12 protein-coding genes are annotated in these 20,299 nt (G+C 46.7%); 10 read left to right on the top strand and 2 right to left on the bottom strand.

What is annotated here, in order from left to right:
• Positions 1-543 precede the first annotated feature (543 nt).
• Genes EXU57_RS20440 through EXU57_RS20430 form a run of 3 tightly spaced genes read left to right on the top strand, consistent with a single transcriptional unit; the run spans position 544 to position 6,253 of the window.
• Positions 544-3,678: a SusC/RagA family TonB-linked outer membrane protein gene (locus EXU57_RS20440; protein ID WP_133270113.1), complete on the top strand. Its 3,135-nt coding sequence runs from the start codon at positions 544-546 to the stop codon at positions 3,676-3,678.
• A gap of 11 nt (positions 3,679-3,689) precedes the next feature.
• A complete protein-coding gene (locus tag EXU57_RS20435) occupies positions 3,690-5,282 on the top strand; it encodes a SusD/RagB family nutrient-binding outer membrane lipoprotein (RefSeq protein WP_133270112.1) in 1,593 nt (530 codons plus the stop codon).
• 23 nt (positions 5,283-5,305) lie between these two features.
• Positions 5,306-6,253, top strand: a complete 948-nt coding sequence (locus EXU57_RS20430) for a DUF1735 domain-containing protein (RefSeq protein ID WP_133270111.1) — start codon at positions 5,306-5,308, stop codon at positions 6,251-6,253.
• A 912-nt stretch (positions 6,254-7,165) separates the two neighbouring features.
• On the opposite strand, the gene EXU57_RS20425 is transcribed toward EXU57_RS20430, so the two are convergent.
• Positions 7,166-9,238, bottom strand: coding sequence for a ComEA family DNA-binding protein (locus EXU57_RS20425; RefSeq protein WP_133270110.1), 2,073 nt, complete (start codon positions 9,236-9,238; stop codon positions 7,166-7,168).
• Positions 9,235-10,056, bottom strand: coding sequence for a hypothetical protein (locus tag EXU57_RS20420; RefSeq protein ID WP_133270109.1), 822 nt, complete (start codon positions 10,054-10,056; stop codon positions 9,235-9,237). Before EXU57_RS20420 ends, EXU57_RS20425 begins: the two co-directional genes overlap by 4 nt.
• A 114-nt stretch (positions 10,057-10,170) precedes the next feature.
• Here EXU57_RS20420 and folD point away from each other — a divergent pair, with 114 nt between their 5' ends.
• The 7 genes from folD to lnt all read left to right on the top strand — a co-directional run bounded on the left by folD (position 10,171) and on the right by lnt (position 20,235).
• Entirely contained in the window at positions 10,171-11,049 is an 879-nt protein-coding gene (gene folD, locus EXU57_RS20415; protein WP_133270108.1) for a bifunctional methylenetetrahydrofolate dehydrogenase/methenyltetrahydrofolate cyclohydrolase FolD, read from the top strand.
• Between the two features lie 33 nt (positions 11,050-11,082).
• The gene (locus tag EXU57_RS20410) at positions 11,083-11,328 is read left to right on the top strand and encodes a hypothetical protein (protein WP_133270107.1); all 246 of its coding nucleotides are present in this window, start codon (positions 11,083-11,085) and stop codon (positions 11,326-11,328) included.
• An 85-nt stretch (positions 11,329-11,413) separates the two neighbouring features.
• Positions 11,414-12,034 carry a 7-carboxy-7-deazaguanine synthase QueE gene (locus tag EXU57_RS20405; RefSeq protein WP_243745676.1) on the top strand — a complete coding sequence of 207 codons (621 nt, stop codon included), beginning with the start codon at positions 11,414-11,416 and terminating at the stop codon, positions 12,032-12,034.
• Between the two features lie 325 nt (positions 12,035-12,359).
• Positions 12,360-14,276 carry an OmpA family protein gene (locus EXU57_RS20400; RefSeq protein ID WP_133270106.1) on the top strand — a complete coding sequence of 639 codons (1,917 nt, stop codon included), beginning with the start codon at positions 12,360-12,362 and terminating at the stop codon, positions 14,274-14,276.
• Positions 14,277-14,556: 280 nt separating this feature from the next.
• The gene (dprA, locus tag EXU57_RS20395; protein ID WP_133270105.1) at positions 14,557-15,669 is read left to right on the top strand and encodes a DNA-processing protein DprA; all 1,113 of its coding nucleotides are present in this window, start codon (positions 14,557-14,559) and stop codon (positions 15,667-15,669) included.
• 673 nt (positions 15,670-16,342) lie between these two features.
• Complete coding sequence (guaB, locus tag EXU57_RS20390) at positions 16,343-17,839, top strand: IMP dehydrogenase (RefSeq protein ID WP_133270104.1); 1,497 nt, start codon at positions 16,343-16,345, stop codon at positions 17,837-17,839.
• Positions 17,840-18,570: 731 nt separating this feature from the next.
• Positions 18,571-20,235 (top strand): apolipoprotein N-acyltransferase, encoded by a 1,665-nt coding sequence (lnt, locus tag EXU57_RS20385; RefSeq protein WP_165958219.1) that lies wholly within the window; start codon positions 18,571-18,573, stop codon positions 20,233-20,235.
• Positions 20,236-20,299 lie beyond the last annotated feature (64 nt).

Genomic DNA, 20,299 nt, shown 5'->3' with positions numbered 1-20,299 from the left:
ACCGGAAAGGACAGAATCGAGCGCCGGGCACCCTTGAGATAACTGCATAAAATGCGTTTGCCCTGGGGTTAGATTGCTGATCTAGTAAAGCGCCCAATCCCGTGCCTGAAAGGTTCACGCTGTGGAACTAAGGCAATAGGAACATCCTCATCGCGATGCTCCCGCGGCTGTGAAACGGCTTCTCTCTTCAGGCATGCCAACAACCGCCTAAGATTGGCTGAGCAGGAAGTCGGTGATGCAATGATGATAAGATGCGCGTCTGTTGGAAGCACCGGAAGTATTATCAGGCAAAACCGTGGGTGAAAATGCGTCAACATCTCCTGTTTATAATAGAGGTAAGTGCATGTCGTTTTTTTACCAAATAGTTGTTTAAACATCCCAGCTTACCTGGCATAAAACACTCACTAAGAGCAGAAAAGCAGTCAGGAGCAGGAATTTATTGATCTTCAACTGTAAATTGTACACATTTTCATACACCGTTCCTCCGATTTAACTTTTTGTTTTCACACTTCCGTATATTGCCATTGTACAAAAAAAACACACATGAGAAAAATTGTATCCCTGGCTACAATGTTATTGCTATGTACTGTAATAACATATGCCCAAACCAGGGTTGTTAAAGGCACCGTAACAACCCAGGACAATGGGACTCCTCTTTCAGGCGTCTCGATCTTAGTACCCGGCTCAAACGTTGGTACGCAAACAAATGCAAGTGGCGCATTTTCATTGAATGTGCCAGCGAGTGCAAAAACCCTCAATTTTAGCTCTGTTGGTTATGTAAACCAGACCGCTACCATCGATGCAGGTGGAACGGTAAATATCACTATGCAGGCTAGTGGAAGACAACTGGATGAAGTAATCGTAGCTGCCGCGGGTATCAGAACCAGGGTGCGTGAACAGGGTTACAATTCAACAACCATCAAAAATGAAGCGCTTGTAGCTGCGAAGCCGGTAACCATCGCTGCAGGATTGCAGGGAAAGGTTCCTGGTCTTATGATCAGCGGAACAAGTGGTGGAGTTAATCCAAACTATCGCGTTGTACTAAGGGGCATGCGTTCTCTGACTGGTAACAACGAAGCCCTGATTGTATTAGACAACGTGATTGTTCCAAATGCCGTTCTAAGTAACCTGAACCCTGAAGATGTTGCTGATGTAACGGTCCTGAACGGTTCAAGTGCAGCAGCCTTATACGGTTCAGAAGCTTCAAATGGTGCGATCCTCGTTACCACAAAAAAAGGTTCAAAAGGAAGAACAGCTATCCGGGTTTCCCAGACAGTTACTACAGAACAGGTGGCTTTCTATCCAAAGTTAAATACCCGTTTCGGATCAGGTTCCGACAACGATGTACAGGTTTATACAGCTTGGGAAAACCAGCAATATGGACCAGCATATGATGGGGTTGCCCGTGACCTTGGAATTCCACTGGCAGATGGCAGCATCCAGAAGGTTCCTTACATGAATACCAACGAAAAAAAGAAGTTCTGGGAAACCGGTGTTACCAACCAATCAGACTTCTCAATTTCATCAGGAACAGAGCGCTCTACCATTTATCTTTCCGGCCAGTACGCAGGTGTTAAAGGCACCACACCCGGCGACAAGTACAACCGGACGTCATTGCGCCTGAATGGTACAAACAAGATCGTCAATAACCTCGACCTTACATACACTGCCGGCTATACCCAAAACAGGTATAATATTACTACACAAACATCATCTATCTATAATAACCTGTTGAATACTCCGGGACAAGCACCCTTAACACAATACAAAGACTGGAGGAACAACCCGTTTGCTAACCCAAATGGTTATTATAACGACTATTATAACAATCCTTATTTCCTTGCTGATAATTACCGCCAGGTTAACCGGAACGATTACTTCGTAGGAAGCGCTGATCTGAAATTTACACCACTTAGCTGGTTAGACTTCACCTACAGAATAGGTATCAGTACCCGGAACCAGTCTTATTCAAACACCTCGGATATTTTCCGTTACAGTGACTATACCAAGGGAACTACCACGGGAACATACAAGAAAACTGACGTTGTCGGCGACGTTGAGGATGGCGCATCGTATTCAACCCGGATCAACTCCGATTTCCAGATTGGAATCAGGCAAAACCTCAATGACTTTAATTTCAGGTTGACTGCGGGTGGAAGCTTACGGCAGGATGAGTCAAAAAACATGAGCGCAAGTGTTAATGGTCTTGTTATTCCCGGTTTGTTCAATCTTGGAAACAGCACAAATACACCGTCGGCTAATGAAAGTAATTTCCAGGCGCGCCAGCTTGGGGTTTATGGCGACCTGAATATCGGTTACAAAAACTTCTTGTTTTTACACGCTACCGGAAGGAACGACTTTGTTTCAACCCTGTTGCCTGAAAACCGCTCGTTCTTCTATCCATCGGTAGATGTTTCCTTCATTCCTGCGGAAGCACTTCCTTTCCTTAACAACATTGAAGAAATCAACCTTTTGAAATTAAGAGGTGGCTGGTCTAAAGTAGGCCAGGTGAATCTTGGTGGAAACTTTGGCGCATACCGATTAGATCCAACATTTAACCAGGGTGCCGGTTTCCCTTATAATGGCCAGGGTGGATTTAGCGTGGGCAACCAGGTAGTTTCTAAAAACCTGAAACCTGAGATCACTACAGGCTGGGAAGGTGGATTTGACCTTACCATGCTGAAGCAACGTGTTGTCGCAAACTTTACCTGGTATAGCACCAAAACAAAAGATCAAACAGTAGCAACAGGTATCTCCTCAACCAGTGGTTACTCAACATACCTCGTAAACACCGGTCTTACCAGCAGTAAGGGTATCGAAAGTGCCTTACACATCACGCCAATCAGATCGAAATCATGGGAAGTGACTGTTGGTGGTAACTACACTTATAATGACAACAAGGTTATCTCAATCAGCAACGACCTACCCCGTTTGTCGCTTGGTACTTATGGAAGCGGCGCAGGTTCTTATGCCGTTGCCGGCCAGCCATTCCCTGTTTTGATGGGCACTACACACAGGCGTGACCCACAGGGAAGAATTATTGTAGATCGTGTAACCGGTTATCCTTCTGCAACCGACACCATTTCTATCCTGGGTAGTGCCACTCCAAAGCACATCCTGGGTACCGACCTTGTAGTAAGGTTTAAAGGCTTCAGGTTTAGTGCACTTGCTGAATACCGTGGTGGTCACTTCATCTATAATGCAGGCGGAAGCACATTCGACTTTTCGGGTTCTTCTTACAATTCAACCGTATTTAACCGCGATCGTTTTGTTATGCCCAACTCATCTTACGAAGATCCTGCCAACAAAGGAACTTATGTTGCGAACACCAACGTTACCGTTCGTGATGGTGGTCCGGGCTATTGGACAATTGCAGGCCCACGTACCGGCATACATGAGAACTACCTCACCTCTGCTGCATTCTGGAAACTTCGCGAGGTCACACTTTCGTACGATATCCCGCTTTCCCTGTTAAGCCGTATTCACTTTATCAAGGCTGCAACGTTCAGTTTGCAAGGGCGTAACCTGCTCATCCTTTTGCCTGAATCAAACGTATATACCGATCCGGAATATAGCGATGGTAACGGTTCAAGCAGTGGTAATGCAATTGGTTTAACCAACCTGGGACAAACACCTCCTTCGCGATATTATGGCGCTACCCTATCAATTACGTTTTAATTAAAGCACTTATGAAAAAAATACTGACTGGTTTTATACTCGGGACGGTACTCATGGTATCGCAATCCTGCAAAAAATACCTGGATATCAATGTCAATCCAAACAATGCTACCTATTCCACTCCTGAACTGGTACTACCACAAGCTATTACCCGTACCGCGCAGAATGTTGTAACCTTCAATAACTATGGCGGACAGGCAGTAGGCTACTTTGCTAATGGCGGTGGGGTGAGCGGATGGGGTTCCATCATCTCTTACAATTATACCACATCTGAGTTCTCAAATCTGTGGGGCAACACTTACGACATTCTCCAGGATTTTCAATATGTTCTTGAGGGAACAAAAGGCAAAACGTCTTATGCCTATTACAATGCTGCAGCAAAGATCATGAAGGCTTATAACTTTCAATTGCTGGTGGATACTTACAACGATGTTCCCTATACCGATGCATTCCAGGGAACCACCAACTTACAGCCGAAGTACGATAAAGCTGAAGACATTTACAAGGACCTTGCTGTTCAGCTAGACTCTGCTATTTTGATCATCAAAACTGCCAGGAGCCAAACAGAGGACGACAAGAAGCCAATGGCACTAACTTCTGCAGCAGATGTCATGTTTAAAGGTGATGTTTCTAAATGGATCCAACTTGCAAATACCATCAAGCTAAGGCTGATTGTTCGTGCAAAAGACAAAGTAGCATTTGTAAATACCACTTTCGACAATTCCGGTTTCCTGGAAGACGATGCGATCATCAATCCTGGTTATGCAAGGATCGATGGTAAACAAAATCCACATTGGGATGCCTTCGCGTATTCACCTGCAAACGCTGCAAGAACAGTTGGCGCGCAGTACGTGCCCACTCCTTTTATCCTGAGTTTTTACGACGACTCGAAACTGGTTGATACCGGCAGAGGAAGGGTAACTTATAAAGCATGGACAGGTACAAATGGTGTTAACACACCGAAGAACCAATTGGGTTACCAGGGTTCAGATGCCGCAAGAGGTGCAACGCCTAACTCATGGTTTATCGGTACAAGTGCAACCGACTATACTCAGCTGGGTATATTCAAAGGGTTCGATGCAGGTCAGCCAATTTTCTTATTATCTGAGGTTTTCTTTTTACAAGCTGAAGCTAACGTCAGGGGAATCTTAACCGGTGATGCAGCAACCAATTTCAACAAGGGTATCGAAGCATCATTCAGGTACTTGTACAAAAATGCACAGAACACCGTTGCAGCAGGAAGGAATCCAACAACTGCGGCTGCAAATTATATTGCCGCAAACAACACCAGGTATCTTGCAAACTTTGCCCTTGCTACAACCAACGATCAAAAAATTGAAGCAATCATCACCCAAAAGTACATTGCTTTAAATATGATCCATAGCCACGAAGCATGGAACGAATACCGCAGAACCGGGTATCCAAGAGTCGTTGCAGGATCGTCTGATGCGAAACTTACGTTTGCTTCAAGCGTATCGCAGGCTAACAGGCCCGACCGCTTACCTACACGTATACTTTACCCGGAAACAGAATTTCGATACAACCAGGCTAATGTTCCAAAAAATGTGACCTCCACGTCATCGAAAATCTTCTGGGCTCTCTAATTAACACCACCTAAAATAAGAACATGAAAACCTCCATAAAATTATTGGCCCTCATCTTAAGCGTTTCTTTTACCGCGTGCTTAAAAGATAAACCCCTGTTCGACCCCGACATGATACCCAATGTGCTGGAGCTTGAAAACATTGGTCCCGTGGAGTCGACTACCGCCAGCCCATATCCGCTGTTTAGCAAATCCTTCGATATCGCGCCTGAGTCAAACCTGGAGTTAACGGTTAATTACGCCGGCGATGAAGTTGCACCACAGGACATTACAGTACAGCTTGCAGTGGACCCTGGTGTTTTAAAAGCTTACAATGATACCGCTCATACTACCTACACCATTTTACCAACAACGCTTTACACCTTGCCAACAACGGTAACCATACCGAAAGGTCAGCGTAAAGGAAGGTTCGTGGTTAAGTTGAAAACAGAACAATTCGATTTTACAAAAACCTATGCACTGCCTGTTGCTATTCAGTCAACCAATTTTGGTGTTATCAGTGGCAACTTTGGTAAAGTGGTTTACAAAGTAGGTGCAAAGAATAAATTCGATGGTGTTTATTCTTTAAAATCCAGAATGGGTGCAAATGCAGACAGACCCACATTCGCCAGGTCGTCATGGACATGGCCGTACGATGTTCAATTGGTTACAACCGGGCCCAACTCGGTTGCCCTTTTTAACTCGCAGTACTCGAACGACTATACCCATCCTATTGTGCTTAACGACAATTCAGTTAGTCGCCTTGGTACCTTTACACCTGAGTTTACGTTTGATGCAAGCAACAAACTGGTAAGTGTAAAAAATTACATTGTTAACCCGGCAAACGGTCGTGCTGCAAGGATGAACACGGCGGTGCCCGACAGTCGTTACGACCCCGCTACTAAAACAGCTTATCTTTCTTTCCTGATGGAGCAGCCGGCATTTGAGCCGTTGAGTTTCACCGATACCCTTGTTTACAAAAGAAGCAGGTAGTACACTCTGAATACTTACATAAAAAAAACCGGCGGTCAAAACCCGCCGGTTTTTTTTATGCCTTACCATTTGCATTAGCGAAGGTCTTCACAAGTTCAAATGAAAGGTATAACCTAAGCAAATGGCTATTTGAATATTACCAGTTGCAAGGCAATGCTTGATGGCTTACAAAAGCCATGTACTTGTGTCACCACTACTTTTTAAAAATCTCTGCTGATAATTGAAAACGAAAGCAACCCCGGATAGCCAAACGTAGTACAGAAAATATTTTTTTTATGGACCAGGCGACAGTAACACAGATGATGCCCCGGTTGCGACGCACTACGTTCATCGGCAGTAACGCTTATCGACAATACAATCGGAAACAAGTTGAACAGGACGAGTACAGAGCCTATAGAAAGCTCAGCTATAAACCCGGTGCACGATTCGCTTGATAGTTAGCAAATAATTGCAACTTCGGTTGATGGCTACCCGGGAGCAGTAGCAGGAATAATTACGATATACGAGCCGCATGACCGGGAATGCGCTGGAATGTTTTCATCGTTCCTCTATAAAGGATTGCTAAAACAAAAAACCCTTAGCCTAAGCTAAAGGTCGTTCGATGGTTCAAAGGTTACAACGCTGAATTCTGGTTAGCAACTAGAGTTGAGCAGAACGCGATGGCACATTTGTGTCAACACATTCCAATGTTTCGAAGCCAACTGGTGTAATAAGGTTGAGCAGACAATAAAGTCCGTTGAAAAGGGGTATGGAATATAAACGGATCCGATACTATTTCATTGCACAAAGTGCACTTATTAAGAAATAATTAAGCATTTGGGATAGCTGGCGTTTTTAGGAGGATAAAATCAAGGTTTTATTAAATGGTTAACCAGGCCTTTATCTCCGTTTTGTGCTGTATGTGCTACCGGGTCACCCGGCTCCCTTACCCAGTACGTAAAGCACCTGCAGTTTAACCTCCGACTTTTTGTTACCAGGAATTTCGTCAAGTCCACTGCCTATAGCAGATTGATCGCGGTAAAGGGTTTTGGCAAATCGAAACCAGCAGGTAACCTTTTTATTGATATCGTAATTGATATTTACATAGTAGCGCATGCCCTTCCCGGAAAAGAACGGGATGGAAAAACTGTACAAGACATCACTTTCAAAGCTGTATATCCTGCTTTCGAAGCCATCGGTCTCGAAATACTGCAAACGTCCTCCAAGACCGATGGGCTTTAGCGGTGGCTTATAACTTACATCAACATAGGTGGCAAATCCCTGTTCTGCAATTGCATTTAGGGGCGCTTTAAAACTAACCACATCAATACGGCTCCGCAAGGTGATGTGACCGGCTTTATAACTAAAGTGTGTCCTCCAGTTTTGCCTGACCCTGTTAACAACCGGTCGGGTGGGTTGCGCGAGCCCATAGATGTTCATCGCCTTATTCTCCGACCGGAACCTCGCGGAAAGTTCTACCAGTTTGTTTGGCTTGTAGGTAAGTTGAACCAGGTAGTCGGAACCCGTTGAAGGTGCATCAACCCTAAAACGTAACCAGGGAAACTTAAACAGGTCAGCATACACGTCGAGCCGCACGTGTTTTACCGGCCGGACCGCAAGACCTGCATACATGCCGCTTTCATTTGATGGCAAGGTAGCTTCCGTAAAAGCATTGCCATTTATGGATTGAAATTTGGCCGGCAGGTTGCGGTAAACCAATGAAGCGTCAACCCGGGCATTCAGACTAAGCAGCAATCCTTGCACGACTGCAACATTTTTTCGTTTGTCCGCGGCTGCTTCACCAAACAGGTGAAGATTGCGATGGGTGTAGCTGTAATCGATACTGTAATTCAACCAGCGATCTCCCTGTATGGCAAATTGGTTGTATGGCTGGAGCTCGCGCTTAAATGGTTTGGAGAAATGATATTGAATCCAGTTCGCCCCAAGGTGAAATGCCGTTCTGTTAAACGACAGGTTGCCACCCAAAGCCGTTTCACGCAGTGTATTTCTATCGGCCAGTTCCGAAGGGGTACGATGATAACCTGTTGTTACCAATGAAGAAATGTAGCCATCATTAATGGCCGATGGTTCTGGCTGCAAATTGCCATCCAGTAAGCGCGACGAAATAAAAGTTGTAAACGCCAGGTGCTTACCGGCAAGCGTAAGGGCTGCTCCGCGGTGAAAGTTGATTTCTGAAGCCGCATTGTACGGCCGTATAACTTCGGCCTGGCGTTTCACGGCAAGCACTTCTGCACTTTTTTTAAAAGCAAGGCTCTGCCAGTGTATCAGGCCCTGACCCATATTGATGGTGTAGTCACCCAGCGCAAGCGCTTTTACCAAACCCATATTGCGCGCAAAAACATGAAAGGAAGTAAAATCTAAACCCCCTGGTTGGCCCTTGCTGATTAAGCGCTCCCCGGCATCTTTATCAATGGTAAAGCCATATTGCAACAGGTTCCGGTACACGTATTTGTAACGAAGTAAAATTCGCTGGCGGCTCCCGAGGTAACGGTTGGTTATGCTGTCGGGGCGTAAATAGCCTTCGCTTTTCTCAAGCACCTGTTGTACCCTTGAAAGCATTGTATGCTGTCCGGACGACAATCTATCCTTAAGGTCGGCCTTTGCACTAACGGGATTGCCGATCATTACATATGGTAAAACCTTTCGAATGGTCTCGGGATCCCATGAAGGCACTGCCTGTAGTTCATAAAGGCTGATGAATTTACCCAGCAGTAAACGGTATTTTACCAGTTGCTGAATCTGCAGATCGGTTAGTACCAATAATTCCTTTAGCGTTGCAGGGTCAGCAGTGTTAATGTCAATGGGATTTCTCCGGAATTGTACAAGTGACTGCAGGTAAGTATCGTCTTCTGCTTCCACCTCCGTTTGCTCAGCAAGGTTCTCAAATTGCTGTTCCACCTTAACAGGTGGCAAAGCCTCTTCTACCTGGGCGATCACGCACAACGAAGCATGCAGCAGGCCGATTAAGAATACCTGCTTCTTCAATCTACACCGGCATTTTCAAGGTTGTACAATAGGCCGAACCCAGGTGTAAAACCCAGTTGTTGATGGTACCCGACTTGGATGTCGATTCTAAGTTGACCAAGCACCAGCCCGATTCCGGCATAATGCCCCGTGTTTATCGTGGAAACACCACCACGAAAAATGAGCCGCTCGTGGGCCTTGTATTGCAGACCAACCTGGAGGCAAACCGGAAGGTTTTCACGTCGCACAATTTCAGCGCCAACAAACAGCTTTTCACTTCCCTGGTAGCCAAAGCCTGCTTTAAAGATCGACGGAAGCCTTTCGTGAACCTTTCCCACTGGTGAGCCAAACGGGTTGTACATATGAAACCCGGCATGTAGTTGTTTGGTCAGGTGAACAAGGATTCCCGCTTCGAAATTGAAGCTCGCCGCATTGCCGTACCCGGCCATGCGCATATTGTACCAGTTCAGTTTTGCACCGACCTGTATCTCAGAAGAAACCTTTCTGCCATAAGCAAATCCAAGCATTGTTTCGTTATAGGATTGTCCACCGAAGTAGTCAGCCTGTAAAGCAATTACTGCCTGGCCGGCAGGCAATGTCACTAATCCCGTAAGCTGGGTCATTTCGGCTAGCATGAACCGTCGTTCTCCCACAATACCAAATGCCGGAGCTTCCAGGCTGGCGAGTGCTGCCTGGTTTGCTGTGCCTGATAAAACGTCAATGAATGCGCTACTATATACTGCGGTGGGCGAAAAGGGTGATGACAACTTTTGCTGAATGGCCTGGGCCACAAGGTAACCGTGGGACCAAAAGGAAAGCAAAACCAGGAGGTGTTTCAAGCATTCAGTTTGTAATGAAATTTACACTTTGCTTTTGAGGTTTGCAAGTGGGAAATTTAGTGCAAGCCCGTATTCGCCGTATAAAAGTGCCCGGCAGACAATACCTTTGCGCGCATGTTATTAGACGGAAAACAGGTATCACAGGTGGTAAAAACCACGCTGAAAACCCAAACTGACGAACTATTACAAAGAGGAAAAAGAGCTCCTCACCTTGCCGCCGTACTCGTGGGAAACGACGGTGCAAGCGAAACCTATGTAGCCAATAAGGTAAAATCGTGTGCCGAAATTGGCTTTAGGTCTACCCTGATCCGGCTGGATGGCGACACAAGCGAACAAACCTTGTTGGAGCAAATCAGGATACTCAACATGGATGAGGCAATAGATGGAATACTGGTGCAATTGCCACTGCCAAAACAAATCTCTGAACAACGGATCATTGAAGCAATCAGCCCGGCCAAAGATGTAGATGGGTTTAGTCCGGTTAGCGTTGGCAAACTGGTTCAGGGCCTTGAAACATTTGTACCGGCAACTCCTTTTGGAATGATGTTACTACTGGAACATTATAACATCGACACAAAGGGAAAACACGCGGTTGTTATCGGGCGCAGCAATATTGTGGGGCGGCCAATGAGCATATTGTTGAGCAGTAACCTGCCCAAAGGAAACTGTACGGTCACCATTTGCCACTCCCATACACATAATCTTGCAGAAATCTGCCGGGAAGCCGACATCATCGTGGCAGCACTGGGGCGGCCCGGTTTTGTAACCGGTGATATGGTGAAAGAAGGTGCGGTCGTACTTGATGTAGGGATAACAAGGGTTAAAGATGACACGGCAAAATCTGGGTTCAGGCTTAAAGGCGACGTAAATTTCGAGGAAGTATCGGCGAAAGCAGCTGCCATTACCCCGGTTCCGGGCGGGGTTGGTCCAATGACCATTGTCGGATTGATGAAAAATACCCTTGATGCCTACCGCCGCAAGCTCGACACCTAATATTCAAATCCAAAGAAGTCTAAAAACATAATTATGGAACAAAGAGAGATCACCGGGCCCGCCAATGTAACCTGGACCTGTGTTCAGGCATATGCAGGCCTTGAAGCAAATGCTGAAAAAGCTGCTGAAATTGTTAGAACCGGCGACAAGGTGCCTGTTGTATGTACCCCTTCGGGCGGCGCACAATCGGTAAGGCTGGAACTGGTGCACAACTGGATGGAGAAGTTATCCGATGATGAGCTGCTCGACCAGATTGCTACTGCACAACAGTCGAGCTGATCATCGGTTTGCCACAATCACCTGTATATAGGTTTAACAACCGGCAATAACAAACCTCCGTTTTAAACACTAGTTTTGCAGGCTGATGTTATTACAAACAAATAGTACAATTGCGCTTCCGGTTATGGAAGCGTTTTATACTTTACAGGGTGAAGGTTATCACCAGGGCCGGGCAGCTTACTTTATACGCCTTGGAGGATGTGATGTAGGTTGCTTCTGGTGCGACGTCAAAGACAGTTGGGACGCATCCCGTCATCCCAAATTAGACCTGGATCAAATTATCGCCGGAGCCGCTGGTTTCCCAGGCAGACTCGCTGTAATTACCGGGGGAGAACCCCTCTTACATAATCTTGATGAACTAACTGCCGAACTACGGGCAGCCGGTTTCGAAACCAATATTGAAACTTCCGGTTCTTCACCGCTTTCCGGTCATTGGGACTGGATTTGCCTTTCGCCAAAAAAATTTAAAGCTCCCCGCCCCGAAATTCTGCCACTTGCCAATGAGTTGAAGGTGGTTATTTACAACAGGAATGATTTTGTTTGGGCAGAAAAACATGCTGCTGCGGTTAGTGATGGTTGCCGTTTGTACCTGCAACCCGAATGGAGTAAAGCAGCCGAAATTACCCCGCTGATTGTTGATTACATAAAAGAGAACCCCCGTTGGCAGCTTTGCCTGCAAATACACAAGTACATCAATGTGCCCTAAGCTGAGCAGTTGTGGTGTACGGTCAGGGTGATAAACGCTTAAATATGTCCTTTTAGCCTGATGTATCCCAACAGATATCGACCCTTAACAGCAGCTTTTTGATAGGTGACCGTTTATAGTACCCGCTTGCATAATAGGATAAGCAACCCAAAAGCTTATCCGGTTAAACCCTGTTTACCTGTTGTGTACACGAAGGAGTACCCCAACCATGTTCAGCACTTCCTGTTCATAACTTCCTGCTTTATAATGCTGCAGTATGCCATAGGTACATTTTAACAGCATCATATATCGGATTTACCGACCTTCAATTCTTTACCGTTAAGACATGAAGAACCTTCTTTTAATATGCTTTTTGCTGGTCGGTGCTAACACGTTCGCCCAGGTTTACGATAGCGACAAGATTAACCCCAGAGCAATAGATATGTATGAAAGGGCTGTGGTGAAGTTGCGTGATGGCGAAATCAGGGAAGCCATACCAATGCTTAAGAAAGCTTTCGAGATGGACAACAAGTACGCCGACGCAATACTTTCGCTTGCGGGTGCCTACGGCGAATTAAAAGATTACCAGTCTGCGATTACCCACTACGAACAAGGCAGGCAGATGGATACCAGCTACTTCCGTTATTATTACCTACCCTACTCCATCAACCTTGCTGGACTTGGCAAATTCGACCAGGCGCTGGACGCAATAAACCGCTTTCTCACCATCCCCCAACTCAACGAACGGAGTACGAAAAGCGGCCAATACCGCAAACGTAATTATGAGTTTGGAGTCAACTACGCCAAAAAAAAGAATACACCATCGTACGTATTTGCTCCCCGTAACCTTGGTGATAGTGTAAACTCCCCGCGTTCGGAATACTATCCGTCGATAACCATTAACGACAGCATGTTTGTTTTTACCCGCCGGGGTGAAGGCTTCAGGGAAGATTTCTATGAGAGCACCATCCAGCCCGATAAAACTTATAGCCGGGCGAAACTGATCCAGGGCGACATCAATCTGGAGCCATCAAAAGGAGCAATCAATATCTCGCAGGATGGTGAATGGTTGCTTTTTGCCGGTTACAACTTTCCTGGCGGACTTGGCGACTTCGACCTGTACACTTCTTATTATACACCCACCGGCTGGAGTGATGCGGTAAATATGGGCAGAGCCATTAATTCCGATTTTTGGGACAGCTCACCAAGTCTTAGCCCCGACAAAAAAGCACTGTATTTTAGCAGCAATCGTCCCGGAGGGTATGGCGGTAAAGACTTGTATGTCAGCTACCGGCAACCTAATGGCAGGTGGAGCCAGGCGGCAAACATGGGCCCAAATATCAACACCCCCGGCGATGAACTGGCACCATTTATTCACGCCGACAATGCAACCTTATACTTTACTTCCGACGGCTTGCCAGGCTACGGCAACAGCGATATTTACCTATGCCGGAAAGGTCCGGACAATAGCTGGAGTATACCCGAAAACCTGGGTTATCCCATCAATACCATTGAAAGTGAAGGAAGCCTTTTTGTAGCTGCCGATGGCAAGACTGCATTTTATTCGAGCGACCGGAGTGATAGCCGGGGAGCACTTGATCTCTATACTTTTGAGCTACGCGAAGACGTACGACCCGCCCGAACCCTATTTGTGCAGGGTAAAGTCTTCGATAAGAAAACCGGCAAGGGCATACCAAGCACCGTTGAACTGGTGGACAACAGTAACCAGCAATCGGTTACTAAGGTGCAAACCGATGAAACCGGCAACTACTTCATGACCCTTCCTGTTGGTAAGGACTATACCTTCTCGGTCAATCGTAAGGGATACCTGTTTTTTAGTGAACTCTATCCTTTAAGTAACAGGGCAGCCGACAGCACTTACAAAAAAGACATTCCATTGATGGCTGTCGAACTCAATGCTTCGGTGATCCTGAAAAATATTCTTTTCGAAACCAATTCAGCCCGGCTTCAGAACATTAGCCTGGTTGAACTCAACCGCTTATTACAGTTAATGGAAGAGAATCCAACCGTAAAAGTGCAAATCAACGGGCATACAGATAACGTGGGTAAGCCGGCTGATAACCTTGCCCTTTCCACAAGTCGTGCTAAGTCTGTCGTAGACTACCTAACAAGCAAAGGTGTTGATCCAAAAAGGCTAAGCTTCAAAGGGCTCGGGGCAACCAAGCCTATCGCCGATAACAAAACCGAAGAAGGAAGGGCGCAAAACCGGAGAACCGAGTTTGTTATCATTGGTAATTCGTGAGACATGTTAGTTCCATAGTCGTGGTTTACTATTGTGTTTCAGTTATATCGCTTTTACGGATGATTTGCACAGTATTGCTAAGCCGTACAAGAGTGCGACGCCCCCGTCCGAACCAGCTCTACCCGGGCGGGCAACGATGTTCAATAAAAATCATACAGCTGGGTCCATAAAAATACCTGTGTGCTTCGCATATAAGCCAGATCATCACCAAAAAACATATGCGTCGCGCGGTGTAGCATTTTAGGATTTGAATGTTTATATTCAACATCCATCTTATTGCATGTCGCACATCACCTTATCAACAGACTTACTGTACCAGGTTGGCTTAACCCTTGTGCCCAATATTGGCGCCGTACACGCGAAAACCCTGCTTGACCACTTTGGGGATGCGGAAAGCATTTTCAAGGCGAAGCTCAAAGATCTTGGCCGGTTGGATGGCATTGGCGACGTACGCGCCGGTAACATCAAATCGTTTAACAACTTTTCACGGGCAGAAGATGAAATCCGGTTTATCGAAAAATACAAGATCCATCCGCTATTTATCCGATCTGAAAATTACCCACGCCGGCTCCAAAAGTGCTACGATGCACCCCTATTGTTGTATTATCGCGGAAACGCCGACATCAACAACAACAAGGTGCTCGCAATCGTAGGCACCCGAACCAACACCGACTATGGTAGACAGGTTACGGAACAACTGGTGCACGACCTTGCATCGTTGAATGTACTCGTGGTAAGCGGACTCGCATTCGGCATTGATGCCATCGCACATAAAGTTGCAATCAAACAACAATTGCCCACCATTGGCGTGGTCGGTCATGGGCTCGACCGGATATATCCTGCTGACCACACCGCCCTTGCAAAAGAGATGCTGCAACAGGGAGGAATACTCACCGAGTTCAGGAGCCAGACAAAACCCGATAAACATCATTTCCCGTTGCGAAACCGGCTTGTCGCGGGCATCAGCGATGCAACAGTAGTGGTTGAAACCGGGATTAAGGGCGGGAGCCTGATTACGGCAGAAATGGCGGAGTTATACAAACGTGATGTATTTGCGGTGCCGGGCAGAACCATCGATCCTAAAAGTGCCGGTTGCAATTACCTGATCAAAACCAGAAAAGCAGAACCCCTCTTCGACAGTGCTCAATTGCTTGAGCAACTTGGCTGGCAAACCAAAAAGACGCGTGCAAAACCACAGGGGGAGTTGTTTGTAAACCTGAGCGACGACGAAACAATACTGGTCGACATACTGAAGGAAAAGGAAATCACGCACATCGATGAACTCTTTTTGAAAAGTTCACTCACGAGCAGTGCAGTGGCTGCCGCTATGCTGAGCCTCGAGTTCCAGAATGTGGTGACCTCACTGCCGGGTAAACAATACCGGCTAAGTTAAGCGTGTATTAGGAGAGAAAGGACAGTTGAAGCGCGGTTAGTCTATGAGCCGTTAAAACCCTCTTTCCTATTACCCATTACATTAGTGTTATCGCTATTCCACTATCACGCCACGTTCAATAACCTGCTACGTATCCGTTCGATCCTTGTTATCCGTTTTCCGTTCTTCACAAAATCGTTATCCTAAATTCTCTTTCATCGCTCTTTCATCATCGCTCTCCTCTAAAATCACCGCCTACACCTACCATCCCTCTGTATCCTTTCAATCCCAATCATCCGTGTGCCGTTCTTCACAAAATCGGTATCCTTTCTTTTATATCGCTCTCCTCTAAAATCACCGTCTACACCTATCATCTTCTCTGTATCCTTTCAATCCGTGTCATCCGTGTTCCGTTCTTCACAAAATCGGTATCCTTTCTTTTATATCGCTCTCCGTTAAAATCACCGACTACACCTATCATCTCCTCTGTATCCTTACAATCCGTGTCATCCGTGTTCCGTTCTTCACAAAATCGGTATCCTTTCTTTTATATCGCTCTCCCTTAAAATCACCAACTACACCTATCATCTCCTTTGTATCCTTTCGATCCGTGTCATCCGTGTTCCTTCACCCACAGAAATCGTTATCAAAAATTTCATTTGCCTCGTATTGCCCCACCCCTCTATCTTTGCCTATGGCAACAAACTCCAACGCTACAGGCAACAATTCCAGCTCAAGATTTTTTGGTGAAGGACTAACCTTCGATGATGTTTTACTCATGCCGGCTTACAGCCAGGTGCTCCCACGCGACGTTGACATCAGCACACAGCTTACCAAAGACCTTCGTATAAATGTACCCATGCTTTCAGCCGCAATGGATACCGTAACTGAGGCTACACTTGCTATCGCGCTTGCACGCGAGGGTGGATTAGGCATCCTGCATAAGAACATGACTATCGAGCGCCAGGCCGAGCAGGTGCGTAAAGTAAAAAGAAGTGAAAGCGGGATGATCATCGATCCTGTAACGTTGTTTGTTGACGCAACACTTGGTGATGCCGTTCGCCTGATGAAAGAAAACCGGATCAGCGGTATTCCTATTGTTGATAACGACCATAAACTGGTGGGCATCCTCACCAACCGCGATCTGCGCTTCCAGGACGATATGAAACAAAAGGTGAGTGAACTGATGACAAGGGAAAACCTGGTCACCGCTCCTGAAGGCACCGACATGAAGCAGGCGGAGAAAATCTTAAGGCAAACCAAAGTTGAAAAATTGCCTGTTGTAAACAATAGCGGCAAACTTGTTGGCCTGATTACCTTTCGCGACATATTACAGTTGAGAAATTTTCCGAATGCGGGAAAAGACATGTACGGAAGATTAATGGTAGGCGCCGCACTTGGCATCACCCGCGACTTGCTCGACAGGGCATCTGCACTCATGCAGGTTGGGGTAGACGTTGTTACCCTTGATAGTGCTCACGGCCATAGCAAAGGCGTACTGGATGCACTCAAAAGCTTAAAACAGAACTTTAAAAATCTGCCGGTAATTGCCGGAAACATTGGTACGGCAGCTGGTGCAGTTGCCATTGCAGATGCAGGCGCCGACGCCGTTAAAGTCGGTATCGGTCCGGGCTCTATTTGCACCACACGTATCGTTGCCGGTACCGGCGTGCCCCAGTTGACCGCGATCATCGAAGCAGCAACCGCACTACAAGGCAGAAACATCCCGGTGATCGCCGATGGAGGTATCCGCTATACGGGCGACATGGTAAAGGCACTTGCAGCCGGCGCAAACGCAGTAATGATGGGCAGCATATTTGCGGGAACCGAAGAAAGTCCTGGTGAAACCATTATTTACGAGGGACGAAAGTTTAAACAATATCGCGGAATGGGCTCGCTCGGTGCAATGGTCCAGGGAAGTGGTGATCGCTACTTCCAGGATGTTGAAGACGATGTGAAGAAATATGTACCTGAAGGCATTGAAGGTCGAATCGCTTACAAAGGCTACCTAAGCGAAGTTGTTTACCAGTTTACCGGTGGCCTTCGCGCAGGTATGGGGTATTGCGGCGCTGAAAACCTGGAGGCCCTGCAACAATCTACTTTCGTAAAAATTACCAATGCCGGTATGAAGGAAAGCCATGCACACGATGTGGTAATTACCAAGGAAGCACCGAATTATAGCCGTGGGTAAATCGATTAGCGGATTGGCGGATTGCGGATTTGCGGATTTCGGGAAAGAATAGAACACGGATGACACGGATTGAACGGATCAGGATGGCGGATGGCGGATTAGCGGATTGCGGATTGGCGAATGGCGGATTTCGGGAAAGAATAGAACACGGATGACACGGACTGAACGGATCAGGATGGCGGATGGCGGATGGCGGATGGCGGATTAGCGGAGGGCGGATTGCGGATTGGCAGATTGCTGATTAAAATTTGGTGAATAAGAATTGCGGAGAAGCGATGAGGGGAGAAGTAAATGGATGAAGTGCAACCTTAAGTCGTTTACCATAGGTTTTTTGGTAGCCGGCGGAAGTATATCTATTAAACATCGTTGCCCGCCCGGATGAACCGGTTCGGACGGGGGGTGTCACTCCCTTTTACGGCAACAATGCTATTCGCAAATTACCGAACAGGAATCAATGTCGTTTAGTTAAGCCGATTATGTAATTTGTTTGCCCAGCTACTTCCAATCGTACAAGCCCGCCCGTCTGGAGCCGTTCGGACGGGAGTGCGACGCCCGTCTGACTGCGCGGCGGGCGGGCAACGATGTCCTATAGAATTCCTGTGGCCGGGTCCATAAAAATTTGCTTAAGTAAACGGCATTGGAACAGGAATACTCATACTAGTTGAACAGGAGGAGCTCACTGCCTGTTCAGTTCAGTGCACGACAAGAAAAATTACCTATATATAAACAAGTTGAAGAAATATCATAACCTGACCCTGAGCATTCTCTCAGGATTATTGTTGATCTCGTCCTGGCCCACTTCGCCGTTGACTTTCCTGGTGTTTTTTGCCTGGGTTCCATTATTAATACTAAGCGAGCGAACAAACCGGATCAGGTTCTACCTGTACTCCCTCCTAACCCTGTTTATCTGGAACGCCGGTACCACCTGGTGGATATGGAACGCCACTGCCGGCGGGGCGATCGGGGCAATCATCCTCAACGCCTGGCTGATGTGTATTCCACTATGGGCATATTACATCATCAAGAACAAGTTTGGCAATACCGCAGGGTATACCAGCTTTATCGTTTTCTGGATGAGCTTCGAATATATTCACCTCAACTGGCAACTTAGCTGGCCATGGCTCACACTGGGAAACATCTTCGCGACTCAACCCGATTGGGTACAGTGGTACGAATACACCGGCACCAGCGGGGGAACACTATGGGTCCTGGTGGTAAACCTGTTGATCTTCTTGTTGCTAAAAACCTTTTACCAATCCAGGTCAGGGGATGGGGTGATACAGGACGCATCGGGTACAAAACGACAATTGGTAAAACTTGGAAGTGCAGCCTTAGCCTGCATTGTACTGCCCCTCATCATTTCTGGTTTTGTTGAGCGATCAACCGAACAACCACAAAAACAAGCAACCGGGGTGGAACCAGACAATGTGATCGTTGTTCAACCCAATATTGATCCGTATAACGAGAAATTCCAGAATGGAAGTGTTGAGGGTCAGATCCAAAAGCTGGTAGCCCTCTCAGAAGCGGAACTCGACAGCAATACAAAGCTGGTAATCTGGCCCGAGACCGCGGTACCTGTAGCTGTTGCTGAAGATGCCATTGGTGGAAATATGTACTTCAAACCAGTTTTTGAATTTGCACAGCGCCATCCCAATGTTACCTTACTAACCGGTATCGAAAGCTACCGGAACTATGGCAGTGAGCAACTCAGCCGTACAGCAAGAAAACTCGAGGATGGCTACTTCGACTTTTTTAACGCTGCCGTTTACATTAAAAACAATACGCCTTACCAGTTTTACCACAAGAGCAAGTTGGTTCCGGGGGTTGAAACCCTACCCGACTTCTTGCTATGGCTGGGTCCGATATTTGAAAAATTTGGGGGCACTACGGGCGGCTATGGTCATGATAAAGAAGCCGCAGTTTTTTCGTCGGCTGCAAATCCATATGTTGCTGCGCCCATTATCTGCTACGAGAGTATCTATGGCGAATACGTCGCTAGTTATGTTCGTAAGGGAGCAACCCTGCTTACGATTATTACCAATGATGGCTGGTGGTTCAATACCCCGGGACATCGCCAACACCTTTATTATGCAAGGCTTCGCGCAATTGAAACCCGCCGCTGGGTAGCCCGAAGTGCGAATACCGGGATCTCGGCCGTAATCGACGAAAAGGGTCACCTGCTGGCAACGAAGCTTTGGGATGAAGCTGCCAGTATTAAATTCAACATCCCGGCATTTACCGGGCAAACTTTTTTTGTACGCTATGGCGATGTTATCTCGCCACTTATGTTATTGATTGCGGGCATACTGTTGTTGTGGCATTGGGTAACAGCATTAAGAGATTACCTGCAGCAACGCGCGTTAAGGCGACAGGGTTCACCTGCACGGAGCGCCTAATCCGGCTCTGCACACACAACGGAAAAATAGCTGGCTGATGACATGCATCAGGAAAAAGCATCCC

The sequence above is a fragment of the Segetibacter sp. 3557_3 genome (assembly GCF_004354985.1).
In the GTDB taxonomy this organism is placed as follows: domain Bacteria; phylum Bacteroidota; class Bacteroidia; order Chitinophagales; family Chitinophagaceae; genus Segetibacter.
Note: the sequence above shows the minus strand (reverse complement) of the source record. Positions and strands in the feature narration are given on the sequence as shown.